Source organism: Pseudomonas sp. UBA1879 (genome assembly GCF_002338065.1).
Classification (GTDB): Bacteria; Pseudomonadota; Gammaproteobacteria; order Pseudomonadales; family Pseudomonadaceae; genus Aquipseudomonas.
Window position 1 is genome coordinate 1 of sequence record NZ_DDHJ01000001.1, and the last position, 26,517, is coordinate 26,517.

Here is a 26,517-nt window from a genome sequence, read left to right on the forward strand (position 1 = left end):
CGGGTAGAAGTAGTTCTTCCGGGCGAACACGTTGTGCTGGCCGATCTCGGCGTCGATGGCCAGGCCGAACTTGACCGCCATTTGCACGGCTTCCTTGTTCAGCACCGGCAGCGTCCCGGGCATGCCCAGGTCGACCAGACTGGCCTGCGTATTGGGCTCGGAGCCGAACGTGGTGGCGCTACCGGAGAAAATCTTCGATTGGGTGGTGAGCTGGGTATGAATCTCCAGCCCGATGACGACTTCCCATTGCATGTGTTTTCTCCTTAGAAGCCTGCAGGTGAACGCAGATGCCAGTCAGTGACCTGCTGGTATTGATGGGCAACGTTCAGCAAGCGGCCTTCCTGGAAGTACGGCGCGAGCAGTTGCACGCCCACCGGCAGACCGTCGGCGAAACCGGCTGGCATCGACAGCCCCGGCAGGCCCGCGAGGTTGGCGGTGATGGTGTAGAAATCTTCCAGGTACGCGGAAATCGGGTCGGCGTTCTTGGCACCGATTTTCCAGGCCGGATTCGGCGTGGTCGGGCCGAGGATCACGTCGACATCCTTGAACGCGCTCATGAAGTCGTTCTTGATCAGGCGACGAATCTTCTGCGCCTGGAGGTAATACGCATCGTAGTAACCGGCGGACAGCGCGTAGGCACCGACCATGATCCGGCGCTGCACTTCCGGGCCGAAACCTTCCCCACGGGAACGCTTGTACAGGTCGGTCAAGTCTTTCGGGTCTTCGCAGCGGTAGCCGAAACGCACGCCGTCGAACCGCGACAGGTTGGAGGAGGCCTCTGCCGGTGCGATCACATAATAAGCAGGGATCGCGTGTTGCAGGTTCGGCAGGCTGACCTCCTTGACCACGGCGCCGAGTTTTTTCAGCTCCTCGACGCTGGCCATGACCAGATCGGCGATACGGGAGTCGAGGCCCGCGCTGAAATATTCCTTCGGCACGCCAATGCGCAGGCCTTGCAGCGAACCGTTCAGGCCGGCGCTGTAATCGGGCACCGGCTCATCGATGCTGGTGGAGTCGTTGATGTCGAAACCGGCCATGCCTTGCAGCAGCAGGGCGCAGTCTTCGGCCGTACGCGCCATCGGGCCTGCCTGATCGAGGCTTGAGGCGTAGGCGATCATGCCCCAGCGCGACACGCGACCATAGGTCGGTTTCAGGCCGGTCAGGTTGGTCAGCGCCGCCGGTTGGCGAATCGAACCACCGGTGTCGGTGCCAGTGGCGGCAGGTAACAGACGCGCCGCCACCGCAGCTGCCGAACCGCCGGACGAACCGCCCGGCACGTGTTCGAGGTTCCACGGGTTCTTCACCGCGCCGTAATGGCTGGATTCGTTGGCCGAGCCCATGGCGAATTCGTCCATGTTGGTCTTGCCCAGCGTCACCGTGCCCGCCGACGCCAGCTTGGCGACCACGGTCGCGTCATACGGGGCCTTGAAGTTGTCGAGCATCTTCGAAGCGCAGCTGGTACGAATGCCCTGGGTGCAGAACAGGTCCTTATGGGCCAGCGGGGCGCCCAACAGTGCGCCGGTCTCACCACCGGCACGGCGCGCGTCTGCAGCCTGGGCCTGAGTGATGGCCAGGTCTTCGGTGACAGTAATAAAGCTATTGATCTGCGGGTCCAGCTGGGCGATACGCGCCAGCAGCGAGCGGGTCAGCTCTTCGGAAGAAAACGTTTTGTCGGCGAGTCCGCGAGCGATCTCTGCCAGAGTCATTTCATGCATTGCAGGCACATTCCCTTAGTCGATGACTTTCGGAACCAGATACAGGCCGTCTTCGACCGCTGGTGCGATGGCTTGATAGGCGTCGCGGTGATTGACCTCGCTGACGACGTCTTCACGCAGACGTTGCGAGGCTTCGAGCGGGTGCGCCAGTGGTTCGATGCCGGTGGTGTCCACCGCTTGCATCTGGTCGACCAGCCCGAGAATGCTGTTCAGTGCTTCGGTTGTACGCGGGATATCGGCGTCATTGAGTCCCAGTCGGGCCAGATGAGCGATTTTTTCCACGTCGGAGCGATCAAGCGCCATGGGGTTCTCCAGTGGAATGCGCACGGCATGGACCGTACGTCAGATTGCGGAACACTACGCGATTCAGACAGTCATAAGGCCGCGATCGTCGAGGGTAGTGCTCGGAAAAACCGCCAATTTAGCATATTGGCTCCTTGCCCAAAATCCCTGTCGTTGTTAGAGTTTGCCGCACTTTTTTACCCACGCGTTCCCTAGGGTCCCTTTCCCATGTTCAAGAAACTGCGTGGCATGTTTTCCAGCGATCTTTCCATCGACCTGGGCACTGCCAACACCCTTATTTACGTGCGTGAGCGCGGTATTGTCCTGAACGAGCCATCGGTTGTGGCCATTCGGACCCACGGAAATCAGAAGAGCGTCGTTGCTGTCGGGATGGAAGCCAAGCGTATGCTGGGCCGTACCCCGGGCAACATCGCGGCCATTCGTCCGATGAAAGACGGCGTGATCGCCGACTTCAGCGTGTGCGAAAAGATGCTCCAGTATTTCATCAACAAAGTGCACGAAAACAGCTTTCTGCAGCCAAGCCCGCGCGTGCTGATCTGCGTCCCTTGCAAGTCCACTCAGGTTGAACGCCGCGCGATTCGCGAGTCGGCCCTGGGTGCTGGCGCCCGCGAAGTGTTCCTGATCGAAGAGCCCATGGCCGCTGCCATTGGTGCCGGTCTGCCGGTCGAAGAAGCCCGTGGCTCGATGGTCGTCGACATCGGTGGTGGTACCACTGAAATCGCGCTGATTTCGCTGAACGGTGTGGTTTATGCCGAATCCGTGCGTGTGGGCGGCGACCGTTTCGACGAAGCGATCATCACTTATGTTCGCCGCAACTATGGCAGCCTGATCGGTGAATCCACCGCAGAGCGCATCAAGCAGGAAATCGGCACGGCCTACCCCGGCGGCGAAGTGCGTGAAGTCGACGTACGTGGCCGTAACCTGGCCGAAGGCGTGCCACGTGCCTTCACCCTGAATTCCAATGAAGTGCTGGAAGCGCTGCAGGAATCCCTGGCGACCATCGTTCAGGCCGTGAAAAGCGCGCTGGAGCAATCGCCTCCGGAGCTGGCATCGGATATTGCCGAGCGCGGTCTGGTCCTGACCGGTGGCGGCGCCCTGCTGCGTGACCTCGACAAGCTGCTGGCCCAGGAAACCGGCCTGCCAGTGATCGTCGCCGAAGACCCGCTGACCTGCGTCGCTCGCGGCGGTGGTCGTGCGTTGGAAATGATGGACAAGCACACCATGGACTTGCTCTCCAGCGAATAAGTCGCCGGATGGCTCCATGCTGTCGAACGGGTGGCGCTTACGGCGCTGCCCGTTTGTGCATGACCTGTTGACGTCTTCTCTTGATGTTGCAAGGCTTGCACACCTTCTTTCCCTCAATCCGCACCAGGCCGGTTTCATGTCGCATGAGTAAGCACAGCCAAACACAAGCATCCCTGGAAGGAGCGGCCCATTAAACCGCTTTTCTCAAAGGGCCCGTCGCTGGGCGTTCGTCTGCTGGTGCTGGTCGTCCTCTCCGTGGCCGTCATGGTCGTGGACGCGCGTTTCACGCTGCTCAAGCCTGTCCGTAGCCAAATGTCGCTGGTGCTGATGCAGTCCTACTGGATCGCCGATTTGCCCGAGCGTCTGTATCAGGGGGTGGCCAGCCAGTTTGGCAGCCGCACCGAACTCGCGGCCGAAAACGAAAAACTCAAGACCGAAAATCTGCTGCTCCAGGGCCGCCTGCAAAAGCTGGCCGCGCTGACCGAGCAGAACGTGCGCCTGCGCGAGTTGCTGAACTCGTCCGCGCTGGTCAACGAAAAGGTTGAGGTCGCCGAGCTGATCGGCATGGACCCGAACCCTTTCACCCATCGCATCATCATCAACAAGGGTGAGCGCGACGGTGTGGTGCTGGGTCAGCCGGTGCTGGACGCGCGCGGTCTGATGGGGCAAGTGGTCGAGTTGATGCCGTACACCTCCCGTGTGCTCTTGCTCACCGACACCACCCACAGCATTCCCGTGCAAGTGAACCGCAACGGTCTGCGGGCGATTGCCAGCGGCACTGGCAACCCGGAGCGCCTTGAGCTGCGCCATGTGGCCGACACCGCCGACATCAAGGAAGGCGATCTGCTGGTCAGTTCCGGTCTGGGTCAGCGCTTCCCGGCGGGTTACCCAGTGGCCACGGTCAAGGAAGTGATTCACGACTCCGGCCAGCCATTCGCGATCGTCCGCGCCGTGCCGACTGCTGCGCTGAATCGCAGCCGTTACTTGCTGCTGGTGTTCTCGGATGGCCGGTCCCCTGAAGAACGTGCCGCCGACGCGGCGCAACAGCAGGAATCGCTGGATCGTCAGGCCGCCGATCCATCTGCCGTGCCGTCTGCAACCGTGCCCGGTGTTGCACCTGCAGCGACCCCGAATAAACCGGTGGTGCCTGCAACCGTGCCGAAACCTGCTGCGACTGGGCACGGCACGTCGTCCGCCCCGACCGCTGCACCTGCAACGACGCCCGCTGCGACGCCCGCCACTGCGGCCAAGCCTTCGAGCAAACCACCTGCCAAGCCCCCCGCCAAGCCTGCTGCGACCCGACAGGCCACGCCAGCGGCGGCCCCGGCGGCGACGCATGAGAGGGAAGAATAATGGCGCGTCATGCTCCTGCACGAAACGGCTGGGTGGTCTGGTTGACCTTCGCCATCGGCCTGCTGCTCAGCGTTTCGCCGCTGCCGCAATTCATGGAGATTTTCCGCCCGCTGTGGCTCGCGCTGCTGTTGGCGTTCTGGGCATTGGCCTTGCCACACAAGATCGGCATGGTCACCGCGTGGATGCTCGGCCTCGCTGAAGATGTGTTGTACGGGACGTTACTGGGGCAGAACGCGTTGATCCTGACGCTGATCACCTTTCTCGTGCTGTCGTTGCAGCAACGTCTGCGCATGTTCCCGATGTGGCAGCAATGCCTGGTGATTCTGGTGATCTTCGGCCTGGCGCAGTTGGTGCAGCTGTGGCTCAGCGCCCTCACCGGCAACCGTCAGCCGACGCTCGCGTTGGTGTTGCCCGCATTGGTCAGCGCCTTGCTCTGGCCGTGGGTGAGCTACGGGCTGCGCGGGTTGCGGTTGCGCTTGAAGATCAATTGAGTGGTTCAAGGAGCAGGCACTGCTCTGACCACGGCCAGAAGCAGAGCGTCGTGCATCGACAGCTTCCCCACTTGAGGAGTAGCGGTTCCGATACAACGCCTAAGCTTGTGATCACTGACACGGAGACGTCCCATGCCCCAACTCCTTCTCGCCTCCGGCTCCCCGCGCCGTCGTGAATTGCTGACGCAGATCGGCGTGCCGTTCACCACGCTCAGCGCCGATATCGACGAAACCCCTCTCAAAGACGAAACTCCGGCGGCCTATGTCGAACGGCTGGCCCGGGGCAAGGCTGACGCCGGGCTGCTGCAACTGGCCAACGACCCGGCGTACCCGACCGCTTGTGTCCTTGGCGCCGATACGGCGGTGGTCCTCGACGGGCGCATTCTCGGCAAACCGGTCGATGAAGCGGACGCATTGGCCATGCTCGCCGCGCTGTCCAATCGCGAGCATGAGGTGCTGACCGCCATTGCCGTGGTCGATGAGCAGCATTGTGAAACCCGCGTGGTTAGCAGCCGCGTGCGCTTTCGCACCCTATCCCCCGAAGAAGCCCGTGCCTACTGGGCCAGTGGCGAACCCCAAGACAAAGCGGGGAGCTATGGCATTCAAGGGTTGGGCGCCGTATTTGTCGAACATCTGAGCGGCAGTTATTCGGCCGTCGTCGGCCTGCCTTTGTGCGAAACCGCAGAAATTCTCCAGCGTTTTGGCATACCCTGCTGGCAATGCTTGGAAGGTGAAAAGCCATGAGTGAAGAAATTCTGATCAACATCACGCCGATGGAGTCGCGCGTGGCCGTCGTTGAGAACGGGGTTTTGCAGGAAGTCCATGTCGAAAGGACCCAGCGTCGCGGGATCGTCGGCAATATTTACAAAGGCAAAGTCGTGCGTGTACTGCCGGGCATGCAGGCAGCGTTCATCGACATCGGTCTGGACCGAGCAGCCTTCATTCACGCGTCGGAAATTTCCATGCGCGAAGGCCCGGCGGTGGAAACCATCAGTTCGCTGGTGCACGAGGGCCAGAGCCTGGTGGTGCAGGTCACCAAAGACCCGATCGGCAGCAAAGGCGCGCGCCTGACCACCCAGTTGTCCATCCCTTCCCGTTACCTTGTGTACATGCCACGCACGGCCCACGTCGGGATTTCCCTGAAGATCGAGGACGAAGTCGAGCGCGAGCGGCTCAAGCAAGTGGTCAGTGATTGCGTGGCCAAGGAAGGGATCAAGGAAAAAGGCGGGTTCATTCTGCGTACGGCCGCGGAGGGCGCTGGCGCCGATGAAATCATGATGGACATCCGCTACCTGCGCCGCCTGTGGGACCAGATCGGCGAGCAAATCAAAACCATCAGCCCGGCCAGCGTCATCTATGAGGACTTGGGTCTGGCCTTGCGTACCCTGCGCGATCTGGTCAGCCCACGCATTGAGAAAATTCGCATCGACTCGCGGGAAACCTTCCAGAAGACCACCCAGTTCGTGGCCGAGTTGATGCCGGAAATCGCCGACCGGCTGGAACATTACCCAGGCGAGCGACCGATTTTCGACCTGTATGGCGTCGAAGACGAAATCCAGAGAGCGCTGGACCGCAAGGTGCCGCTCAAGTCGGGCGGCTATCTGGTGATCGACCCGGCGGAAGCGATGACCACCATCGACGTCAACACCGGTGCCTTCGTCGGCCATCGCAACCTCGAAGAAACCATCTTCAAGACCAACCTCGAAGCGGCCACGGCCATCGCCCGGCAACTGCGACTGCGCAACATCGGCGGGATCATCATCATCGATTTCATCGACATGGAAGACGGTGAACACCAGCGCCAAGTGTTACGCACGCTGGAGAAACAGCTGGAGCGCGACCACGCCAAGACCAACATCATCGGCATCACCGAGCTGGGCCTGGTGCAAATGACCCGCAAGCGCACTCGCGAAAGTCTGGAACAGGTGCTGTGCGAACCGTGCAGCAGCTGTCAGGGGCGCGGCAAACTGAAAACCCCGGAAACCATCTGCTACGAGATTTTCCGCGAGATCCTGCGCGAGGCGCGGGCGTATCAAGCCGTTGGCTATCGGGTGCTGGCCAACCAGAAGGTGGTCGATCGACTGCTGGACGAAGAATCTGGCAATGTCGCCGAGCTTGAGGTGTTCATTGGCCGGACCATTCGTTTTCAGGTCGAAACCATGTATTCCCAGGAACAATACGACGTTGTGCTGCTCTGATTGGGCTCAAAACATTGCGAGCCGCCGCGCCATTCACCGCGCGGTGGTTGACCAGACAATAAGGCCTCTGACGGGCTGATGGCATGGATGCCTTTTAAAGAGAATTTTGCGTGGCGAATGAGCACTTCCCGGACATAACCGTCACCGCACGACTGAGTCGGATGCCATTGAAGGGCGCGCTGCAGGGAGGCGCAGCCATATGGAGCGCCTGACCCGATTCCTTGCCGCACTGACCCGTTGGGGCCTGAGCCTGTGTGCGCTGGTATTGGTGCTGATCGCGCTGTACGTCAGCGTCGGACGCCAGCTGGTGCCGATGGTCGCCGAATACCGGGCGGACGTAGAGAGCAAGGCGCAGGCCGCCGTGGGCATGCCAGTGAGCATCGGTCGGCTGGAAGGCAGCTGGAGCGGCTTTGCGCCGACTTTCACGGCGCGGGACGTGATGGTGGGGCAGGGGTCTGCAACGGTGCGTCTGGACCACGTGCGCGCGGTGCCGGATCTGTGGGCCAGCCTCAAGGCGTGGCAGGTCCGTATCGCGCGGCTCGAACTCGATGGCCTGCAACTGGGGCTCAAGGAAGACAAGAACGGCCATTGGGCGCTCCAGGGCGTGCCGCTGCCGAACGACACGCCGTTCGATCCCGAGCAAGTACTGAGAAACATGCAGATGATCTCGACGCTGTCGTTGTTCGACAGTCAGATCACCTTGCAGCCTTACGAACAGGCCCCGCTGACCCTGACCTACGCCAGCATGACCCTCAAGACCGGGCGCTTTCACCAGCGGCTCGATGCGCGCGTGACCCTGCCTGACGGCCAGCCGCTCTCGCTGAACGTGCGCTCGAAAATGCGTGCCGAGGCCTGGCGGGATGCTGAGGCCGAGGCTTATCTGAGCCTGCCGCAAAGCGAGTGGTCCAAGTGGCTGCCGAAAAGCGTGACGCGGGACTGGAAGATCAAGACCCTCAAGGCAGGCGGCGAATTCTGGCTGACGTGGGGCAAGGGCACGCTGCAATCCGCCGTGGCGCGGCTGAATGCGCCGCTCTTCAAGGGTGCGTACGCCGATCGCAAAGCTTCGAAGATCGACAACCTTGCGCTCAACGCCTGGTTCCAGCGTGACGGCACCGGCTTCGCGGTGTCGCTGAACTCATTGGCGATGGACATCGCGAGCAAGCGCTGGGAAAGCCGACTTCAGATCAAGCAAACCGCAGCGACATCCGACGCAGAAGAGCTCTGGCATCTACAGGCCGATCGGCTGGATCTGACGCCGGTGACGCCGCTGCTCGATTCGCTCGGGCCGCTGCCGGACAAATTGATGGAGGTGCTTGATCACCTGAAGGTCACCGGCGGCTTGCGCAACGTGCTGGTCGATTACCGACCGCAGACCGAAGGGGCGAAGCGCCTGAGCTTCGCTGCCAATCTGGACAAGGTTGGCATCAGCGCCTATCACGGGGCGCCAGCGGCTGGAAACGTCAGCGGCGCGATTAGCGGAGACTTGGGGCAGGGCGAGCTGCGGCTGAACACCGACGATTTCATGCTGCACCTCGACCCGATCTTCAAGAATCCGTGGAATTATCGCCATGCCGATGCGCGGCTGACTTGGGCGCTGGACGACCAGGGTTTCACGCTGATCGCGCCCTATATCAAGGTCGTCGGCGATGAGGGCAAGATTGCCAGCGATTTCCTGATCCGCTTGCATTTCGATCACACTCAGGAAGATTACATGGACCTGCGGGTCGGCCTGGTGGATGCCGACGGTCGCTACACGTCGAAATACTTGCCTGCCGTTTTGAGTCCGGCGCTGGACCATTGGCTGCGGACGGCGATCGTCAGCGGCAACGTCGATCAAAGCTTTTTCCAGTATCAAGGCTCGATCAACCACGACGCCCCGGATGTCGCGCGGGTCATCAGCCTGTTCTTCAAAGTGCGCAACGCTGAGCTGGCGTTCCAGCCGGGCTGGCCGTCACTGACGGGTGTCGATGGCAATGTGTTCGTCGAGAACAGCGGCGTGCGCATTCGCGCGACCAAAGGCAAATTGCTCGGTACGGACGTGTGCAACGTCGCAGTGGACGTGCCCCATGTCGCGTCCGGCCGGGCCAGCCATTTGCTGGTGGACGGCGACTTCAACGGCAGCCTGCAAGATGGCATGAAGATTCTTCAGGAAGCGCCGATCGGGACTGCCCAGACCTTCACGGGTTGGCAGGCCGAAGGGCCGCTTCAGGGGCATATCAACCTGGACATTCCGTTAGTCAAAGGCCAGGAGCCGAAGGTCGCCGTGGACTTCAACACCGACGGCGCGCGGCTACGGCTGCCGGATCCGGTGCTTGACCTGACCCAGCTCAAAGGCAATTTCCGCTTCGATTACGCCAAAGGCCTGAGCGGCAAGAACATCAAGGCCGTGGCGTTCGACAAACCCGTCAGCGCCGAAATCTTTGCCGAAGGCAAGCCGGGAGCGCCCATCACGCGGATCACGGCCAGCAGCCAGATCGCGACCAAGCGCCTTACGGACTGGCTGAGCGTCACCCAACCGCTGCCGATTTCAGGTGACCTCCCGTATCAGTTGCAACTGACGCTCAATGGCGCTGAAAGCCCGCTGTTGATCAATTCAAACCTCAAAGGGGTGGCGATTGACCTGCCTGCGCCGTTCGGCAAAACCGCCGATGAGACTCGCGACACCGATTTCCGCATGAACCTGCAGGGTGCCGAGCGGCGCATCGGCGTGGGCTACGGCAATCTGGCGAATTTTGCGTTTGCCGCGCCAGGCGGAAAATTTGCCGAGGGCCGGGGCGAACTGTTCATCGGCGACGGTGGGGCGATCGTGCCGGACGCCAAGGGATTGCGAGTGCGCGGATCGTTGTCCGAACTGGACATTGCGCCGTGGCAGGCGATGGTTCAGCGCTACGCCGGAAATGATCCGGGCGGCAGCGCCAAACAGCTGGTCAACAGCGTCGATCTGCAAATCGGCAAGCTGACCGCCATGGGCACAACGCTGGATCAGGCCGATGTGCAGCTCAAACGCAGCGACGCCAGCTGGTCAGTGTCGCTGGACAGCCCAAAAATCAAAGGCACGGCTACGCTGCCGGACAATCAGGCGATTCCTGCGGACATCAGCTTGCTGTACGTGCGTTTGCCAGCGCCCGATCCGAATGCCGCCGTGGTCGAGAACGCTCCCGATCCGCTGGCGGACGTCGATCCGCACACCATTCCGGCGATGAACATCAAGATCACCCAGCTGTTTCAGGGCGATCAATTGGTCGGCGCGTGGTCGTTGAAGGCTCGGCCCACTGCTGCGGGGCTTCAGCTGAACGACATGGACCTCGGGCTGAAGGGCATTTCGCTGGTGGGTAACGGCGGCTGGGAAGGCACGCCGGGTGCCACCAGCAGTTGGTTCAAAGGCCAAGTGGCGGGGAAAAACCTCGCAGACGTGCTTAAAGCGTGGGGCTTCGCGCCGACGGTCACCAGTCAGGAATTCGAGATGAACGCCGATGGGCGCTGGCCGGGTTCGCCTGCCTGGGTCGGGCTCAAGCGCTACTCCGGCAGCCTGGACGCCACGCTCAAGAACGGGCAGTTCGTCGAAGTGGAAGGGGGCGCGCAGGCGCTGCGGGTGTTCGGCCTGCTCAACTTCAATTCCATCGGCCGCCGTTTGCGCCTTGACTTCTCGGACCTGCTGAACAAAGGCCTGAGTTACGACCGGGTCAAAGGCCTGTTGGTCGCCAGTGATGGCGTCTACGTCACTCGCGACCCGATCACCATGATTGGCCCGTCGAGCAATCTGGAGCTCAATGGCACGCTGGACATGGTGCGTGACCGGGTCGATGCCAAATTGCTGGTGACCCTGCCGGTGACCAACAACCTGCCGATTGCCGCGCTGATCGTCGGTGCGCCGGCCATTGGTGGCGCGCTGTTCCTGGTCGACAAACTGCTGGGCGACCGCGTCGCACGTTTTGCCAGCGTGCAATACAAAGTCGAAGGCCCGTGGAAAGAGCCCAAAATCACCTTCGATAAGCCGTTCGAAAAGCCGCAGTAGGCAGAAGCGATTGGCCTCCATCATGAATTGGGCTGATACATGGCCTGTAGGAGTGAGCTTGCTCGCGATAGCGTCCCATCAGCCGACATAATCGTCACAGATACATCGGATCGCGAGCAAGCTCACTCCTACAGCGAACATCGTGCTTCGTCTGGAGTACAGTGCAGTTCTATCGATCAAGGAGCGTTTCATGTCCTTCGCAGTGATTCAGATGGTCAGTCAGAGCGATGTCGAGGGCAATCTCGTTCAGGCGCGCAAGTTGTTGGAGCAGGCCGCTGCGTCGGGCGCGAAACTGGCGGTGCTGCCGGAAAACTTCGCCGCGATGGGCCGTCGTGACATCGCGGCCATCGGTCGTGCCGAGGCACTGGGCGAAGGTCCGATCCTGCCATGGTTGAAACTTGCCGCTCGCGACCTCACGTTATGGATTGTCGCCGGGACCGTGCCGCTGCCGCCGAAAGATCGGCCGGAGGGCAAAGTCACGGCGTGTTCGTTGTTGATCGACGATCAAGGCGAACAGGTGGCGCGTTACGACAAGCTGCACCTGTTCGACGTGGACGTCGCCGATGCGCGCGGGCGGTATCGCGAGTCTGACGATTATGCGCATGGCAACAACGTCGTGGTCGCCGATACGCCTGTTGGAAAACTGGGGTTGAGCGTGTGTTACGACCTGCGCTTCCCCGAGCTGTACACCGCCCTGCGTGAAGCGGGCGCCGAATTGATTACCGCGCCGTCTGCATTCACCGCCGTCACCGGCGCGGCGCACTGGGACATCCTGCTGCGTGCGCGGGCCATCGAAACCCAGTGCTACGTGCTGGCGGCCGCGCAGGGCGGGGTTCATCCGGGGCCAAGGGAAACATTTGGACACGCGGCGATCATAGATCCATGGGGCCGCGTGCTGGCCGAGCAGGCACAGGGTGAAGCGGTGCTGCTCGCCGAGCGAGACAGTGACGAACAAGCGTCCATACGGGCGCGAATGCCGGTGACGAATCATCGGCGATTTTTTTCGCAGGACGCCGTGCGGCCTGCCAACACCCCGGAGTGAATATGAGCGACTTGTCCTCTGTCAGCGAACACCTTCTGGCGCCAGGCGGCCTGAGCATCGACAGCCTGCAATCGGTGCTGGGTGAGCTTGCCGGTCCCGGAATCGACGCCGCTGACTTGTATTTCCAGGGCCAGATTTCCGAGTCCTGGGCGCTGGAAGACGGCATCGTCAAGGAAGGCAGCTTTAACCTCGATCAAGGCGTTGGCGTGCGCGCCCAGTCCGGTGAAAAGACCGGCTTCGCCTACAGCAACGCGATCACCCCGGACGCATTGAGCCAGGCTGCCCGCGCTGCTCGCTCGATCTCCCGCGCCGGTCAGAATGGCCGCGTGCAAGCCTTCACCACTCAGGACGTAACCCAACTGTACGCGCCGGACAATCCGCTGGAAGTCCTGACCCGGGCTGAGAAAGTCGAATTGCTCAAACGCATCGACGTCGCCACCCGTGCGCTGGACCCACGTATTCAGCAGGTCACCGTGAGCATGGCCGGGGTTTGGGAGCGCATTCTGGTGGCGTCCACCGATGGCGGCCTGGCCGCCGACACCCGTCCGCTGGTTCGCTTCAACGTCAGCGTGATCGTCGAACAGAACGGCCGTCGCGAACGTGGCGGGCATGGCGGCGGCGGGCGTACCGACTACCGCTATTTCCTCAATGAAGACCGCGCCATGGGCTATGCCCGGGAGGCGCTGCGTCAGGCCTTGGTCAACCTCGAAGCGATTCCGGCACCGGCGGGCACGCTGCCAGTGGTGCTGGGTTCGGGCTGGTCCGGCGTGCTGTTGCACGAAGCCGTGGGCCATGGCCTGGAAGGCGATTTCAATCGCAAGGGCAGTTCGGCCTACAGCGGTCGCATGGGCGAAATGGTGGCCTCCAAGCTGTGCACCATCGTCGATGACGGCACCCTGGCCGGGCGTCGGGGTTCGCTGAGCGTCGATGACGAAGGCACCCCAACCGAATGCACCACGCTGATCGAAAATGGCGTCCTCAAGGGTTACATGCAGGACAAGCTCAACGCGCGGCTGATGGGTGTTGCGCGCACCGGCAACGGTCGTCGCGAATCCTATGCGCACCTGCCGATGCCCCGCATGACCAACACCTACATGCTCGGGGGGCAGAGCGACCCTGCAGAAATCATCGCGTCAGTGAAAAAGGGCATCTACTGCGCCAACCTCGGCGGCGGTCAGGTGGACATCACCAGCGGCAAGTTTGTTTTTTCCACCAGCGAGGCCTATTTGATCGAGGACGGCAAAATCACCGCGCCGGTCAAAGGCGCGACGTTGATCGGCAACGGCCCGGAGTGCATGAGCCGAGTATCGATGGTCGGCAACGATCTGTCGCTGGACAGCGGCGTGGGCACCTGCGGCAAGGATGGGCAATCGGTGCCGGTAGGCGTGGGTCAGCCAACGTTGAAGATCGACGCGATCACTGTGGGTGGCACAGGGTCGTAAGCGAGGAATGCAGCACTGTGGGAGTGAGCTTGTTCGCGATTGCGGAATGTCAGACGCTTGATTTGAAAATGACACACCGTAATCGCGAGCAAGCTCACTCCTACAGATGGGAGCGATCCGCGCCGCGGGTAGCGGGGCAGAATTAACGCAATCCGCGCTTGGTTTCGTCCAGATCGCGGATGTATTTGAAGATTTTGCGTGTCGCGGTCGGGGCCTTGTTTTGCCGGGCCTCGTGCTGAGCGTGACGGATCAGCGAACGCAAATGCTGGCGGTCGGCTTCCGGGTACTCATTGACGAACTGTTCAAGGACGTCGTCAGTGCCGCCGACCAGGCGATCACGCCAGCGCTCGAGATTGTGAAAGCGCTCGTTGTACTGGCGCGTGGAGGCGTCGAGTTGATCGAGCAGAACCAGGATCTCATCCAGGTTCTGATCGCGCATCAGCCGGCCAATGAACGAAATGTGGCGCTTACGCGCGATGTGCGCGGTGTGCTTGGGGGCATCGGCCAGGGCCCGACGCAACTCGTCGGTCAACGGCAGTTTGGCCAGCACATCGGGCTTGAATGTCGTTAAGCGTTCACCCAGTTCGACCAGCGCGTGGAGCTCTCGCTTGACCTGAGTTTTGCTTTTCTCTCCTTCGAAGGAGTCGTCGTAAGAATCAACCATGGGGGCAGTCCGCAAATAAACGCCGCCATGATAACCAGTCAGGGACCAAATGTCCGGCCTGGCTGCCGAAATCGGAATTTGATGGAGTAAGTCATGAGTGCATCAGAAAGCGTCGGTCCGCAGGCCCTCCCGGCACTGCAACAGCAGGTCGAGCAGATCGTCGCCGAAGCCAAACGCCAGGGCGCGACCGCCTGCGAAGTGGCGGTGTCTGTGGACCAGGGGCTGTCGACGTCGGTTCGTCAGCGCGAAGTCGAAACTGTCGAGTTCAACCGCGATCAAGGCTTCGGCATCACCTTGTATGTCGGCCACCGCAAAGGCTCGGCCAGCACGTCGGCCAGCGGCCCGGACGCCATTCGCGAAACGGTCGCAGCGGCGTTGGCCATCGCCAAACACACGTCTGAAGATGAAAGTTCGGGCCTGGCCGATGCTGCGTTGATGGCCAAGGAACAGCCGGATTTCGACCTGTTCCACCCTTGGAACATCACACCGGAAGAGGCCATTGAGCGCGCATTGATCTGCGAAGCGGCGGCATTCGACGCCGACAGTCGGATCAAAAACGCAGACGGCACCACTCTCAACGTGCATCAGGGATGCCGCGTGTACGGCAACAGCCACGGCTTCATCGGTGGTTATGCCTCAACGCGTCATAGCCTGAGTTGCGTGATGATTGCCGAAAAAGACGGCCAGATGCAGCGCGATTACTGGTACGACGTCAACCGTCAAGGCGAGCTGCTGATGGACGCAACACTCATCGGTCAGAAAGCCGCCGAGCGCGCCGCGAGCCGTCTGGGCGCACGCCCGGTGCCGACTTGCGAAGTGCCGGTGCTGTTTTCCGCTGAACTGGCGGGTGGCTTGTTCGGCAGCTTTTTGGGGGCGATTTCCGGGGGCAACCTGTACCGCAAATCGTCGTTCCTCGAAGGCGCGATGGGTCAACGGCTGTTTCCGGAATGGATGACCATCGACGAGCGTCCTCACCTGCGCGGCGCCATGGGCAGCGCGGCCTTCGACGGCGACGGCCTGGCCACGTACGCCAAGCCGTTCGTCGAAAATGGTGATCTGGTTTCCTACGTACTCAGCACTTACTCGGGCCGCAAGCTTGGCCTGCCAAGCACCGCCAACGCAGGCGGCGTGCACAACCTGTTCGTCTCCCACGGCACTGAAGACCAGGCCGCGCTGATTCGCCGCATGGGGCGTGGATTGCTGGTCACCGAGCTGATGGGTAGCGGACTGAATATGGTCACCGGCGATTATTCCCGTGGCGCGGCGGGCTTCTGGGTCGAGAACGGCGAGATTCAATTCCCGGTTCAGGAAGTGACCATTGCCGGCAACATGCGCGACATGTTCAAACAAATCGTCGCCGTTGGCAGCGATCTTGAGCTGCGCAGCAACATCCGCACGGGGTCGGTGTTGATCGAGAAGATGATGGTGGCGGGGAGCTGATTTTCCCAGCTTCATAGCATCACCCCAAAGGCCTGTCCCGGTTTCGGTGCAGGCTTTTTTGCTTTCTACATAACTCGACACACCGCTGAACCTTGTGGGAGCCGGCTTGCTGGCGAAAGCAGTAGATCAGTCGCCTCATCTGCCATTGACCCACCGCATTCGCCAGCAAGCCGGCTCCCACAAGGTGCAGATGTCAATCCAATGTCGGGGTTGTTTTGATTCTTAAACTCATTTAATAATGAATCTCATTCGTTAAGTGAGCCTGAGGTCATGCCGACCGTTTTGCACGAGTCCCCTTATCTGGAAAACTGGCGCGCGCTGAGTCTGCGGATTCGCTGCGCTTTCCATCCCAACGAGCCCCGTGCCAGCGAGCATTACCTCGCCGAAGGCCGCTACCTTGCGCGCTTCACTGCAACCCCGCACGTGCTGATCGCCGAAAGCACCTTTCGGCTGCTGATTGACACTGCCCATGACACCGCGTTGCCCTGGCATTGGCGCTCCCTGTGTCTGGATCAGGCCTGGCGCCCGTTACGGGATTTGCAGGCGCTCGCCCATTCCCCGCTTCAACGCCAGCGCTGGCAGGCTTTCGCTCATCAATTGGCGACCTGCGTGCTGCAGCCCTCGATTTCGCTCGCTGAACTGACGCAAGGATCTGCCGATGAACCCTACCGGTCTTGAACGCGACTTCATGGCGCCTTTTCCGGTGGACGTATTCCGGAAGCGCCCGCGCATCAACCCAAAAAGCTCACCGCTGGCGGCATTGCAACGCCTGCGATCACTCACGTAACCGACCGAGGAGACGCGCCATGGAGCATTGGAAAAGCACCATTCTGAAAGGCAATAGCTGCTTCAACCGTGGCGATTTGGTCGACGCCCGCGAACTCTATCTGCAAGCCCTGGCCCTTGCCCAAGTGCTGCTGGAACGTTGGAAAGACCCCGACGAAGCGGTGGCGGCGTTCGTGATTTCCCACCACAACCTGGCCGATCTGCATCTGAGCCTGAACCAACCGGAAGAAAGTGCCGAATACCTGTGCTCGGCGCACCAACGGCTGCTCCACGTGATCCAGAACCCGCGCCTGACCCCGGCGCTGCGTCAGGCTGCGTTCCGTCACAGCAACAAGACCTACAGCGAACTGTTGGGCTTCATCGGCGAACACGGTGAATACCCACGCACTCACCGACTGCTCAACAGCAGCGGCGAACACTCACGCTCGGCGCTACAGCGCAACGCGGCTGCCGCCGGCACCTTGTCCTTTGGAGTCCATTGATATGCCGTATACCTTGCCAGCCTTGCCCTACGCCTACGATGCCCTTGAACCGCACATCGATGCGCAGACCATGGAAATTCACTACACCAAGCACCACCAGACCTACATCAACAACCTCAACGCAGCCGTCGAGGGCACCGAATACGCCGAATGGCCCATTGAGACGCTGGTCGCCAGCGTCGGCCAACTGCCGGAAAAACTGCGCCCGGCGGTGATCAATCAGGGCGGCGGTCACGCCAACCATTCGCTGTTCTGGGAGGTCATGAGCCCCAACGGCGGTGGCCTGCCCAGCGGTGCGCTGGCCAAAGCCATCGACGAACAACTGGGCGGCATCGACGCTTTCAAAGAGGCGTTCACCAAAGCCGCACTGACCCGTTTTGGCAGCGGCTGGGCCTGGCTGAGCGTCACACCCGAGAAAAAACTGGTGGTCGAGAGCAGCGGCAATCAGGACAGCCCACTGATGAACGGCAACACGCCGATCCTCGGGCTGGACGTCTGGGAACACGCCTACTACCTGCGCTACCAGAACCGTCGCCCGGAATACATCTCAGCGTTCTACAACGTCGTGAACTGGGACGAAGTCGCCAAGCGCTACGCGGATGCGTTGATCTGATTTTCAATAATAAAAAGTAGACGATTTATGCCTTCGGATTTACTCACCCTCAGCAGCGGACGACTGTTTCGTCTGGCCATCGGTTCGGTGTTGCTTTTGGTTGGCACCGGGCTGCTCATCGCCCAAGGGCTGACGTGGCTGAGCCTCGAGCCCCGCATGCTGAGGGCGCTGGAAGGTGGGGCGTTATGTGCACTGGGCACGGCGCTCGGTGCGGTGCCGGTGTTAGTGATTCGTGGGATGCCGGTGAAGGTGTCCGACGGGTTGCTGGGTTTCGGCGCGGGGATCATGCTCGCGGCGACCGCGTTTTCGTTGATTGTGCCAGGCTTGAGCGCGGCACACGATCTGGGCTTTTCGCCTTGGGGCGCGGGTGCGCTGGTCAGTGGCGGCATTCTGGTCGGGGCGGTGGGGTTGTTCATCGTCGACACGCTGGTGTCGCGCGACCCGCAACTGTCTGAGGCCTCGGACAAGCCGGCGATCCCGTCGAATATCTGGCTGTTCGTGATCGCGATCATCGCGCATAACATTCCGGAAGGCATGGCGGTGGGCGTGTCGGCAGGGGGCGGCCTGGCCCATGCCGATAGCCTGGCGATGGGTATCGCGTTGCAAGACGTGCCGGAAGGGCTGGTGATCGCGCTGGTCCTTGCGACGGCGGGGATGTCCCGTCTGAATGCGTTTCTGATCGGCGCGGCATCGGGGCTCGTGGAACCGGTGTTCGCCGTGCTCTGTGCCTGGCTGGTGGAAATCGCTGCGTTGCTGTTGCCCGTGGGTCTCGCCCTGGCGGCCGGAGCGATGCTGCTGGTGGTGACTCATGAAATCATCCCCGAATCCCGCCGTAACGGGCACGGCAAAATCGCCAGCTTCGGGCTGCTGGTCGGGTTTTGTCTGATGATGGTGATGGACACGGCGCTGGCCTGACAGATTAATCGAGTCAACGTTCTGTGGGCGTGAGCTTGCTCACGAAGACTGAGCTCCAGGCGCTACATCCTCTAAGGGCGTGACGCCATTCGTGAGCAAGCGCACTCCCACAGGCGTTTACCTGGCCGGCGTCTGTTGAGTTTTTTCGATTCGAGACACGGTCGCCGTATCCGGCTTGCCCCCGAAAAACCCGTCGATGACTTCCTGAAATACCCCAGGCTGCGGGGCGACACGGGCAAACAGCGTCATGCTCGAACGCAACTTCACGTCATCCGGCGCGCCCATGATCTCGGTGGCACTGCGATGCTTCCACTGTAATAACGCGCGACAGCAGCTTTCCAGCCGAGCGCCCAGACTGGGGTGATGAAGGTAGGCCAGCGCCTCTTCGCGTCCGGAAATGCCATAGCGCTGCGCCATCTCGCTATGCCCCAGGCCCTTCAACTGGGGAAAGATGAACCACATCCAGTGACTGCGCTTGCGCCCGTTACGCAACTCCGACAGGGCGCGCTCGAAGATGGGCTCCTGTGCATCGAGAAAACGTTGCAGATCGTATTCGTCGTTCATGTCGAAGTCTCCCGCATCGTTCCGCCATGGTTGGCGAGGCATAACGTGTATGACTGCGGTGAGTCGCAGGGTTCCGAGGGATTCAACCTTATTGTCCGCAGGGGAATAAAAACCCTTATAATCCTGCGCCTATTTTTCCTGATGCGAGAATCGCCGTGAGCTTACCGCCGTGCCCCAAATGCAATTCCGAATACACCTACGAGGACGGCACCCAGTTCGTCTGCCCGGAATGCGCCCACGAGTGGTCGGCCGACGGCGCGGCTGACGCCAGCGACGACGTGAAAATCATCAAAGATGCGGTGGGCAATACGCTGCAAGACGGCGACACCGTCACCGTCATCAAAGACCTGAAAGTCAAAGGCTCGTCGCTGGTGGTCAAGGTCGGCACCAAAGTCAAAAACATCCGCCTTGTCGACGGCGATCACGACATCGACTGCAAAATCGACGGCATCGGCGCCATGAAGCTGAAGTCGGAGTTCGTCAAGAAGGGCTGACCTCCCGGCTGAGGTGCAACGCCTGTGAGAGCCGCCTTGGTGGCGAAAGCCGTGAGTCAGTCGACTCCTTTGTATCTGACCCAGCGCTTTCGCCAGCAAGCCGGCTCCCACAACGTCGGTTGCAGATTTTATGACCTCTGCAAAGCTCCTGCGGGAGCCGCCTTGGTGGCGAATGCGCGCATCAGAGTACTGGGAAGAAAACGCGGCGTTCGACGCCATGCATATCCTCTGTAGGCGCGTGGCTTGTCCCGCGATCTGCCGGGGACCGGCAGCAACCCCTAACCATGCATTGTGTCCGGTACACCGCGTTTGCAGGTTTTACGACGGGTTCCCCGCCGATCGCGGGACAAGCCACGCTCCTACAGATTACTGCCGACTCAACACGGCAAATTCATCCCGAACGTGTTCTCCCCCCGCTCGCTGCGCGCAAATACGGTACCGCCGTGCATCAGTGCAATCGCTTTGACGATCGCCAGCCCCAGTCCATGATTCGCGCCGCTGTTGCTGCGTGAGGCGTCGACCCGGTAGAACCGTTCGAAGAGTTTCGGCAGGTGTTCACCGGAAATCTGCGCGCCGGGATTGGTCACTCCGATGCTCACATGGTCCCCCTCATTCAGAATGTCCACATGAATGACCTGTCCCGGCGAGGTGTGCTGTACGGCGTTGTGCAGCAGGTTGATCAGCGCGCGGCGCAGGTGGGCTTTTTCGATGGGGGCGCTGGCATCGCCGCGCACCTGAACCTGCACCTGAGCGTCTTCGAGGATAAAGTCCAGATAATCCAGGGTCGTCGCCACTTCCTCGGCCAACGACGCTTCGGTCAATGCCGTGGCCTTGCTGCCTTGGTCGGCACTGGCCAAAAACAGCATGTCGTTGATGATCGAGCGCAGCCGCTCCAGCTCTTCAAGGTTGGATTGCAGCACTTCGAAATAATGCTCGGCGGACCGCCCTCGGGTCAGCGCGACTTGGGTCTGGCCGATGAGGTTGGTCAGCGGCGAGCGCAGTTCGTGGGCAACGTCGGCGTTGAACGATTCCAGCCGAGAATACGCGTGCTCGACCCGTTCCAGCGTCGAGTTGAAGGAGGTCACGAATTGATCCAGTTCGGGCGGCAGCGATGACAATTGCAGCCGACCCGACAACCGCGGCGGCGCCAGCTTGCGGGCTTCCAGCGAGAGGTTGAGCAGCGGCTTGAGACCGATGCGCGCCACCCAGTAACCCAAGGCCGATGCCAGGGCGATGCCGATGGCGGCCAGACTGATCAACGCGATCAGCAGCGAATGCTGGGTTTGCCAGAACGTCTCGGTGTCGATGGCGGTGAGGAAGCGCAGGGGAGGGCGCTGGTCCTTCGCCGGAAACTCGCTGACCAGTACTTTGAACGGGTAATCGTGGTCGTTCAGGTTCAGGTCGCGCATGCCCAACGGACCTTTGGCGAAGGCGCGAATCTGGGCGTCGGGGTTGCCGAACTCGTAGGTTGGGTTATCGCTGACGACCCAGAAGCGCAAACGCTTGTCCTCTTCGCTGAGGAGTCTGAGCTTGGTGCTGAGTTTGCCCCAATGCTCCAGGTCACCGAAGCGCTGAACCTGCGACTCCAGCACGCTGTAACGCGCATCGACTTCGGCCTCCGGCAGCAGGCCCAGGCCTTTGTCCACTTGCAAATACAACGCCCAGCCGATCAGCAGAAACACCAGCAGCGCCACGAGGGCGAACATGCCACTCAGGCGCAGGGCGATGGAGTTACTCGCCACGACGGCTCTCCAAGACGTAACCCATGCCACGAATGGTGTGCAGCAATTTCTGTTCGAACGGCCCGTCCAGCTTGGCGCGCAGGCGTTTGATCGCAACCTCGACGACATTGGCGTCGCTGTCGAAATTGATGTCCCAGACCATTTCGGCAATCGACGTCTTGGAAAGGATTTGCCCCTGTCGCCGGGCCAGCACGCTGAGCAGCGAGAACTCCTTGGCCGTTAAGTCCAGACGCGAGCCGGAGCGCGTAGCCTTGCGACTGATGAGATCGATCCACAGGTCAGCGATGCTGATCTGCACTGGCTCGTGGCCACCGCTGCGCCGGGTCAACGCTTGCAGGCGCGCCACCAACTCCAGAAAGGAAAACGGCTTGCCGAGATAATCATCGGCCCCTTCGCGCAGGCCGCGAATGCGGTCGTCGACGTTTTCCCGGGCGGTGAGCATGATCACCGGGGTCTGCTTGCGCGCACGCAGGGCACGCAACACGCCATAACCGTCGAGGCCGGGCAGCATGACGTCGAGGATGATCACCGCGTAATCGCTTTCCAACGCCATGTGCAAGCCTTCAATCCCTTCCCGGGCAACGTCCGTGGTGTACCCCTGTTCGGTCAGACCCCGGTGCAGGTAGTCAGCAGTTTTTTCTTCGTCTTCGATAATCAGGACACGCATGGGTGCATTCTCAAGGCTGCGGTGCTCGCGACGGTGCTGCTCACTTTTCGGCGACGAGCAACGCTGCCGTTTTCTTGTTCGTTGAAGGTGCGGTGGGTGTCACGGTCGGATGCCTGCGGTGGAAGATTCGTTCCAGCTGCAGGTAGATGACCGGCGTGGTGAACAGCGTCAGCGCCTGACTCACCAGCAAGCCGCCCACCACCGCGATGCCCAACGGCTGACGCAGCTCTGCACCCACACCATAGCCAAGCATCAGCGGCAGGGCACCGAGCAAGGCTGCCAACGTGGTCATGATGATCGGCCGGAAACGCGTCACGCAGGCTTCATAAATAGCGTCGTGCGGCGACAGGCCGCGCTGGCGTTGCCCCTCCAGCGCGAAGTCCACCAGCAGGATGCCGTTCTTCTTGACGATGCCGATCAGCAACACGATGCCGATCAGGCCCATGATCGAGAAATCCTGACCCATCAACCACAGCAGCAACAGCGCACCGATACCCGCCGAAGGTAGGGTCGAAATGATCGTCAGCGGGTGAACGAAGCTTTCGTACAGCACGCCGAGGATGATGTACACCGCCACCAGCGCCGCCAGAATCAGCCACGGCTGGTTGGCCAGCGAACTCTGGAAGGCCTGAGCTGCGCCCTGAAAATTGCCGATGATCGAGGATGGCATGCCGATTTCGGTCTTCGCTTGATCGAGGATCTGCACTGCGTCACCCAGCGCCACGCCTGCCGACAGGTTGAACGACAGATTCGCCGCCGGGAACATGCCGTCGTGGGCGATCGACAGCGGCCCCATCTTCGGCGCACCGACCTTGGCCAGCGCCGACAGCGGCACCATGTCGTTGGTCAGCGGCGAGCGCAGGTAGAAGTAATTCAGGCTCTCGGCCTTGCCGCGCTGCGACGGGTCGAGTTCGAGGATGACTTTGTACTGGTTGATGTCGGTCTGGTATTCGTTGATCTGTCGCTGACCGAAGGCGTCGTACAGGGCCTGATCGACGTCCGCCGTGGTCAGGCCAAAACGCGCGGCGGCGCTGCGGTCGATGTCCAGATGCGTGACGCTGCCCCCCAGTTGCAGGTCGTTGGACAGGTCACGAAACGCCGGGATCGATTTCAGTTTTTCCGTGAGCTTTTGCGTCCATTCGTTGAGCAGGGCACCGTTGTTGCTCTTCAGCACATATTGATACTGCGCGCGGCTCGGGCCGGAACTCAGGTTGATGTCCTGACCGGCGCGCAGGTACAGCACGATGCCCGGAATTTTCGCCAGTTTGGGGCGGATGCGGTCAATGAACTGGCTCGCCGACACGTCGCGGTCCTCACGGTCTTTCAGCGCGATCCACACCCGGCCGTTGGCGATGGTCTGGTTGCTGCCGCTGACGCCCACCGAGTGCGAGAAGGCTTTGACGGCCGGGTCGGCACCGATGATCTTCGCCAACTGTTTGTGTTTCTCGACCATGTCCGGGTAGGAAATGTCCGCAGCCGCTTCGCTGGTGCCTAGCACCATGCCGGTGTCCTGAACCGGGAAGAAGCCCTTGGGAATCAGCACATAGCCCGCCACAGCCAGCACCAGGGTCAGGCCGAAGATACCCAGCATCAGACGCTGATGGGCAAGCGCGTAACGTACGCCGCGCGCGTAATGCGCCAGCAGGCGCTCGCCGAAGCCGGGGTTGGCGTGGGCATCATGTTTCGGCGCGCGCATGAACAGCGCCGCCAGCGTCGGCGCGAGGGTCAGTGACACCATCACCGAAATCAGAATGGTCGATGTCGCCGTTAGCGCGAATTCCTTGAACAATCGCCCGACCACGCCGCCCATGAATAGCAGCGGGATGAACGCGGCAATCAACGAGAAACTGATCGACACCACGGTAAAGCCAATCTCACCGGCGCCTTTGATCGCGGCCTCGCGCATGCTTTCGCCCGCTTCGAGGTGTCGGTGAATGTTTTCCACCACCACGATGGCGTCGTCCACCACAAAGCCGACCGCCACCACGATCGCCACCAGCGTCAGGTTATTGAGGCTGAAACCGAGGACGTACATCAGCGCGAAACTGGCCACCAGCGACACACCAAGCACAGCGGTCACGATCAGGGTGGCCGAGAGTTGACGCAGAAACAGCGCCATCACCGCGATCACCAGCACGATGGCGATCAAAAGCGTCATTTCCACTTCGTGCAGCGAGGCCCGAATGGTTTTGGTGCGGTCGCTGAGTACCATAACCTCCACCGACGCCGGGAGCATTTCCTGCAAACGCGGCAACTCGCCGAGCACCCGATCCACGGTCTCGACAATGTTGGCGCCGGGCTGCCGGAAGACCACGATGTTCACGCCTTGCTGATCCCCGGACCAGGCGTTGACGTAAGCGTTTTCTGCGCCATCGACGACTTTCGCCACATCGCGCAGGTGAACCGGGGCGCCGTCTTTGTAGGAAACGATCAGCTGATCGTAATCCTTTGCGCGAAACAGCTGGTCGTTGGACGCGAGCGTCGAGACGCTGTCTTTGCCGTACAAGGCCCCTTTGGCCAGGTTGAGGCTGGTCTGTTGCAGTGCAACCCGTAGATCGGCAAGGGTCAGCCCGATGGACGCGAGTTTATCTGACGAGGCCTGCACGCGAATGGCGGGGCGTCGCTGGCCGGTGATCGCGACTTGGCCGACACCGTTGATCTGACTCAACTGACGGGCGAGAAGGGATTCAGTGACATCGCTCAGTTCGGTGGCAGGCATCAGGTTAGAACTGACGCTGAGGATCAGCACGGGGCTGTCCGCCGGATTGACTTTGCGCCAGGTCGGCGCCGTCGGCAGGTCTTTGGGCAGTCGCCCCGACGCGGTATTGATGGCAGCTTGCACTTCTTGCGCAGCGGTGTCGATACTCTTGTTCAGCACGAATTGCAGGGTCAGGTTGGTCGAGCCCAACGCGCTGCTGGATGTCATTTGAGTCATGCCGGGAATGGCACTGAACTGCACTTCCAGCGGCGTGGCCACCGAGGACGCCATGGTTTCCGGGCTGGCCCCGGGCAACGTGGCCGAGACCTGAATCGTCGGAAATTCCGCTTCCGGCAGCGGCGCCACCGGCAGGCGCGGGAAGGCGATGCAACCCAGTAGCACCAGCGCGAAGGTCAGCAGAACCGTGGCGATCGGGTGATTCACGCACCACGCGGAAATCGAACCGTGGCCCTTCATTTCGCGGCTCCCGCCGCGCCCGTGGCAGCATCGGCCAAGGTGTCCACCGGCTGCGCCTTAATCACTTCGATGCGCGCGCCGTTTTTCAGCCGCGACTGGCCATCGCTGACCAACACGTCATCGGCATTGACGCCACTGATCAGAGTCAGATCGCTGTCCTGATACAGCACCTTTACCGGGACCACCTCAACGACATCGCCCTTCACGCGGTACACGTAGTGCTGGTCGATGCCCCGTTGCACCACCTGGGGCGGCACCTTCAATGCATCGCGGTCGATGGCGGTCTGAATGCGTACGGTGACCAACTGACCGGGCCAGAGTTTTTCGGCCGCGTTATTGAACACGGCTTTGGCGCGGATGGTGCCCGTGGTGGCGGTCACCTGATTGTCAATCAACGTCAGTTTGCCCTCGCCCAAAAGCGTGCCTGTCGCACCTTCGCCCATGTACGCATTGACTTTGGCGGGATCAGGCGATGCCAACAGGTCGTGCAACGTCGGAAGCATCTGTTGCGGCAGTGAAAACTCCACCGACACCGGGTCGATCTGGGTCACTGAAAACAGGCCGGTGGCATCGCTCACCCGTAGGAAGTTGCCTTCATCCACGTTGCGAATGCCGACGCGCCCTGTCACCGGGGAGCGAATCTGCGTGAAAGACAGTTGAACCTGCGAAGCGTTGATCGAGGCCTGATTGCCCAGCACCGTGGCCTTCAACTGATTGACCAGCGCCTGCTGCTGATCGAATTGCTGCCTGGAAATGCTGTTGTCGACGGTCAGCAGCTTGTAGCGTTTGAGGTCCACCTCTGCCACGTCCAGCTGCGCCTGGCTCTGGCTCAACTGCGCCTTGGCCTGTTCGAGGGCTGCGCGAATGGAGCGGTCGTCGATAGTGGCCAGCAAATCGCCGGTCTTGACCTGCTGCCCTTCCTTCACCGCCAGTCGGGTCAGGATGCCGTCGACCTGGGTGCGAATCACCACGCTCTGCAGCGAGAGCACCGAGCCGATGCCGGTCATGTAACGGGGCACGTCCTGCCTGACCACATGAATGACCTGAACGGGCACTGCCGTTGGAGCACTGACTTTTTTCTCCACAGGACGTTTGACTGCCCAGATGCCGACCGCAACCAGCACCACAAGAACAGCAACGCCTAGCACAGATTTTTTACGGTTGGGCATAC

At 61.2% G+C, this 26,517-nt stretch carries 22 protein-coding genes and 1 pseudogene; 14 read left to right on the forward strand and 9 right to left on the reverse strand.

The annotated features are described in order from the left end of the window. The 3 genes and pseudogenes from gatB to gatC form a co-directional block, all read right to left on the reverse strand. Window positions 1-252 (reverse strand): annotated as a pseudogene (gene gatB, locus B3N48_RS00005) (Asp-tRNA(Asn)/Glu-tRNA(Gln) amidotransferase GatCAB subunit B); the annotation flags it as partial. A gap of 11 nt (window positions 253-263) precedes the next feature. After that, on the reverse strand, window positions 264-1,715 hold the full coding sequence (gene gatA, locus B3N48_RS00010; protein ID WP_296178054.1) for an Asp-tRNA(Asn)/Glu-tRNA(Gln) amidotransferase subunit GatA: 1,452 nt from the start codon (window positions 1,713-1,715) through the stop codon (window positions 264-266). 15 nt (window positions 1,716-1,730) lie between these two features. After that, window positions 1,731-2,018, reverse strand: a complete 288-nt coding sequence (gene gatC / locus B3N48_RS00015) for an Asp-tRNA(Asn)/Glu-tRNA(Gln) amidotransferase subunit GatC (RefSeq protein ID WP_296178057.1) — start codon at window positions 2,016-2,018, stop codon at window positions 1,731-1,733. 207 nt (window positions 2,019-2,225) lie between these two features. Between gatC and mreB the strand changes: the two genes are divergently transcribed. From mreB to tldD, 8 genes are all read left to right on the forward strand, one after another. Then, window positions 2,226-3,263, forward strand: a complete 1,038-nt coding sequence (mreB, locus tag B3N48_RS00020) for a rod shape-determining protein MreB (RefSeq protein ID WP_020292894.1) — start codon at window positions 2,226-2,228, stop codon at window positions 3,261-3,263. Window positions 3,264-3,482: 219 nt separating this feature from the next. Further along, window positions 3,483-4,616 carry a rod shape-determining protein MreC gene (mreC, locus tag B3N48_RS00025; protein ID WP_414704180.1) on the forward strand — a complete coding sequence of 378 codons (1,134 nt, stop codon included), beginning with the start codon at window positions 3,483-3,485 and terminating at the stop codon, window positions 4,614-4,616. Beyond that, window positions 4,616-5,107 carry a rod shape-determining protein MreD gene (gene mreD, locus B3N48_RS00030; RefSeq protein WP_065990112.1) on the forward strand — a complete coding sequence of 164 codons (492 nt, stop codon included), beginning with the start codon at window positions 4,616-4,618 and terminating at the stop codon, window positions 5,105-5,107. Before mreC ends, mreD begins: the two co-directional genes overlap by 1 nt. 132 nt (window positions 5,108-5,239) lie before the next feature. Beyond that, the gene (locus B3N48_RS00035) at window positions 5,240-5,851 is read left to right on the forward strand and encodes a Maf family protein (RefSeq protein WP_296178089.1); all 612 of its coding nucleotides are present in this window, start codon (window positions 5,240-5,242) and stop codon (window positions 5,849-5,851) included. Further along, window positions 5,848-7,305: a ribonuclease G gene (gene rng, locus B3N48_RS00040; RefSeq protein ID WP_296178090.1), complete on the forward strand. Its 1,458-nt coding sequence runs from the start codon at window positions 5,848-5,850 to the stop codon at window positions 7,303-7,305. Before B3N48_RS00035 ends, rng begins: the two co-directional genes overlap by 4 nt. Before the next feature lie 199 nt (window positions 7,306-7,504). Beyond that, window positions 7,505-11,320 carry a YhdP family protein gene (locus tag B3N48_RS00045; protein ID WP_296178093.1) on the forward strand — a complete coding sequence of 1,272 codons (3,816 nt, stop codon included), beginning with the start codon at window positions 7,505-7,507 and terminating at the stop codon, window positions 11,318-11,320. 190 nt (window positions 11,321-11,510) lie between these two features. Beyond that, the gene (locus B3N48_RS00050) at window positions 11,511-12,362 is read left to right on the forward strand and encodes a carbon-nitrogen hydrolase family protein (RefSeq protein ID WP_296178095.1); all 852 of its coding nucleotides are present in this window, start codon (window positions 11,511-11,513) and stop codon (window positions 12,360-12,362) included. Between the two features lie 2 nt (window positions 12,363-12,364). Continuing rightward, the gene (gene tldD, locus B3N48_RS00055; RefSeq protein WP_296178097.1) at window positions 12,365-13,804 is read left to right on the forward strand and encodes a metalloprotease TldD; all 1,440 of its coding nucleotides are present in this window, start codon (window positions 12,365-12,367) and stop codon (window positions 13,802-13,804) included. Between the two features lie 142 nt (window positions 13,805-13,946). On the opposite strand, the gene yjgA is transcribed toward tldD, so the two are convergent. Further along, window positions 13,947-14,468, reverse strand: a complete 522-nt coding sequence (gene yjgA / locus B3N48_RS00060) for a ribosome biogenesis factor YjgA (protein WP_296178099.1) — start codon at window positions 14,466-14,468, stop codon at window positions 13,947-13,949. 93 nt (window positions 14,469-14,561) lie between these two features. On the opposite strand from yjgA, the gene pmbA reads away from it, so the two are divergent. From pmbA to B3N48_RS00085, 5 genes are all read left to right on the forward strand, one after another. Next, window positions 14,562-15,908, forward strand: a complete 1,347-nt coding sequence (pmbA, locus tag B3N48_RS00065; protein WP_296178103.1) for a metalloprotease PmbA — start codon at window positions 14,562-14,564, stop codon at window positions 15,906-15,908. A 270-nt stretch (window positions 15,909-16,178) separates the two neighbouring features. Then, complete coding sequence (locus B3N48_RS00070; protein WP_296178106.1) at window positions 16,179-16,586, forward strand: FagA protein; 408 nt, start codon at window positions 16,179-16,181, stop codon at window positions 16,584-16,586. Window positions 16,587-16,714: 128 nt separating this feature from the next. After that, on the forward strand, window positions 16,715-17,176 hold the full coding sequence (locus B3N48_RS00075) for a hypothetical protein (RefSeq protein WP_296178108.1): 462 nt from the start codon (window positions 16,715-16,717) through the stop codon (window positions 17,174-17,176). Window position 17,177: 1 nt separating this feature from the next. Then, complete coding sequence (locus B3N48_RS00080; RefSeq protein WP_296178110.1) at window positions 17,178-17,789, forward strand: superoxide dismutase; 612 nt, start codon at window positions 17,178-17,180, stop codon at window positions 17,787-17,789. Window positions 17,790-17,816: 27 nt separating this feature from the next. Continuing rightward, window positions 17,817-18,704, forward strand: coding sequence for a ZIP family metal transporter (locus B3N48_RS00085; protein ID WP_296178113.1), 888 nt, complete (start codon window positions 17,817-17,819; stop codon window positions 18,702-18,704). 117 nt (window positions 18,705-18,821) lie between these two features. Here B3N48_RS00085 and B3N48_RS00090 read toward each other — a convergent pair whose 3' ends face one another. After that, window positions 18,822-19,268: a DUF1810 domain-containing protein gene (locus tag B3N48_RS00090; RefSeq protein WP_296178116.1), complete on the reverse strand. Its 447-nt coding sequence runs from the start codon at window positions 19,266-19,268 to the stop codon at window positions 18,822-18,824. A 155-nt stretch (window positions 19,269-19,423) separates the two neighbouring features. Between B3N48_RS00090 and B3N48_RS00095 the strand changes: the two genes are divergently transcribed. Next, entirely contained in the window at window positions 19,424-19,762 is a 339-nt protein-coding gene (locus tag B3N48_RS00095; RefSeq protein WP_296178118.1) for a zinc ribbon domain-containing protein YjdM, read from the forward strand. 377 nt (window positions 19,763-20,139) lie between these two features. On the opposite strand, the gene B3N48_RS00100 is transcribed toward B3N48_RS00095, so the two are convergent. The 4 genes from B3N48_RS00100 to B3N48_RS00115 are packed head-to-tail and all read right to left on the reverse strand — an operon-like array spanning window position 20,140 to window position 26,515. Then, the gene (locus B3N48_RS00100; protein WP_296178120.1) at window positions 20,140-21,504 is read right to left on the reverse strand and encodes a heavy metal sensor histidine kinase; all 1,365 of its coding nucleotides are present in this window, start codon (window positions 21,502-21,504) and stop codon (window positions 20,140-20,142) included. Further along, window positions 21,494-22,171, reverse strand: a complete 678-nt coding sequence (locus tag B3N48_RS00105; protein ID WP_296178122.1) for a heavy metal response regulator transcription factor — start codon at window positions 22,169-22,171, stop codon at window positions 21,494-21,496. The genes B3N48_RS00100 and B3N48_RS00105 overlap by 11 nt, the downstream gene beginning before the upstream one ends. A gap of 40 nt (window positions 22,172-22,211) precedes the next feature. Further along, window positions 22,212-25,346: a multidrug efflux RND transporter permease subunit gene (locus tag B3N48_RS00110; RefSeq protein WP_296178124.1), complete on the reverse strand. Its 3,135-nt coding sequence runs from the start codon at window positions 25,344-25,346 to the stop codon at window positions 22,212-22,214. After that, window positions 25,343-26,515 (reverse strand): efflux RND transporter periplasmic adaptor subunit, encoded by a 1,173-nt coding sequence (locus B3N48_RS00115; RefSeq protein ID WP_296178126.1) that lies wholly within the window; start codon window positions 26,513-26,515, stop codon window positions 25,343-25,345. Before B3N48_RS00115 ends, B3N48_RS00110 begins: the two co-directional genes overlap by 4 nt. Between the last annotated feature and the right edge of the window lie 2 nt (window positions 26,516-26,517).

What these genes read in the sequence shown, in the direction of transcription:
- gatC (WP_296178057.1), bottom strand. Translation starts at nt 2,018, where the DNA reads ATGGCGCTTGATCGCTCCGACGTGGAAAAAATCGCTCATCTGGCCCGA.
- pmbA (WP_296178103.1), top strand. Translation starts at nt 14,562, where the DNA reads ATGAGTGCATCAGAAAGCGTCGGTCCGCAGGCCCTCCCGGCACTGCAA.
- B3N48_RS00070 (WP_296178106.1), top strand. Translation starts at nt 16,179, where the DNA reads ATGCCGACCGTTTTGCACGAGTCCCCTTATCTGGAAAACTGGCGCGCG.
- B3N48_RS00105 (WP_296178122.1), bottom strand. Translation starts at nt 22,171, where the DNA reads ATGCGTGTCCTGATTATCGAAGACGAAGAAAAAACTGCTGACTACCTG.
- mreD (WP_065990112.1), top strand. Translation starts at nt 4,616, where the DNA reads ATGGCGCGTCATGCTCCTGCACGAAACGGCTGGGTGGTCTGGTTGACC.
- B3N48_RS00115 (WP_296178126.1), bottom strand. Translation starts at nt 26,515, where the DNA reads ATGCCCAACCGTAAAAAATCTGTGCTAGGCGTTGCTGTTCTTGTGGTG.
- B3N48_RS00035 (WP_296178089.1), top strand. Translation starts at nt 5,240, where the DNA reads ATGCCCCAACTCCTTCTCGCCTCCGGCTCCCCGCGCCGTCGTGAATTG.
- rng (WP_296178090.1), top strand. Translation starts at nt 5,848, where the DNA reads ATGAGTGAAGAAATTCTGATCAACATCACGCCGATGGAGTCGCGCGTG.
- B3N48_RS00090 (WP_296178116.1), bottom strand. Translation starts at nt 19,268, where the DNA reads ATGAACGACGAATACGATCTGCAACGTTTTCTCGATGCACAGGAGCCC.
- B3N48_RS00075 (WP_296178108.1), top strand. Translation starts at nt 16,715, where the DNA reads ATGGAGCATTGGAAAAGCACCATTCTGAAAGGCAATAGCTGCTTCAAC.
- B3N48_RS00045 (WP_296178093.1), top strand. Translation starts at nt 7,505, where the DNA reads ATGGAGCGCCTGACCCGATTCCTTGCCGCACTGACCCGTTGGGGCCTG.
- B3N48_RS00080 (WP_296178110.1), top strand. Translation starts at nt 17,178, where the DNA reads ATGCCGTATACCTTGCCAGCCTTGCCCTACGCCTACGATGCCCTTGAA.
- B3N48_RS00085 (WP_296178113.1), top strand. Translation starts at nt 17,817, where the DNA reads ATGCCTTCGGATTTACTCACCCTCAGCAGCGGACGACTGTTTCGTCTG.
- B3N48_RS00050 (WP_296178095.1), top strand. Translation starts at nt 11,511, where the DNA reads ATGTCCTTCGCAGTGATTCAGATGGTCAGTCAGAGCGATGTCGAGGGC.
- yjgA (WP_296178099.1), bottom strand. Translation starts at nt 14,468, where the DNA reads ATGGTTGATTCTTACGACGACTCCTTCGAAGGAGAGAAAAGCAAAACT.
- B3N48_RS00110 (WP_296178124.1), bottom strand. Translation starts at nt 25,346, where the DNA reads ATGAAGGGCCACGGTTCGATTTCCGCGTGGTGCGTGAATCACCCGATC.
- mreB (WP_020292894.1), top strand. Translation starts at nt 2,226, where the DNA reads ATGTTCAAGAAACTGCGTGGCATGTTTTCCAGCGATCTTTCCATCGAC.
- tldD (WP_296178097.1), top strand. Translation starts at nt 12,365, where the DNA reads ATGAGCGACTTGTCCTCTGTCAGCGAACACCTTCTGGCGCCAGGCGGC.
- gatA (WP_296178054.1), bottom strand. Translation starts at nt 1,715, where the DNA reads ATGCATGAAATGACTCTGGCAGAGATCGCTCGCGGACTCGCCGACAAA.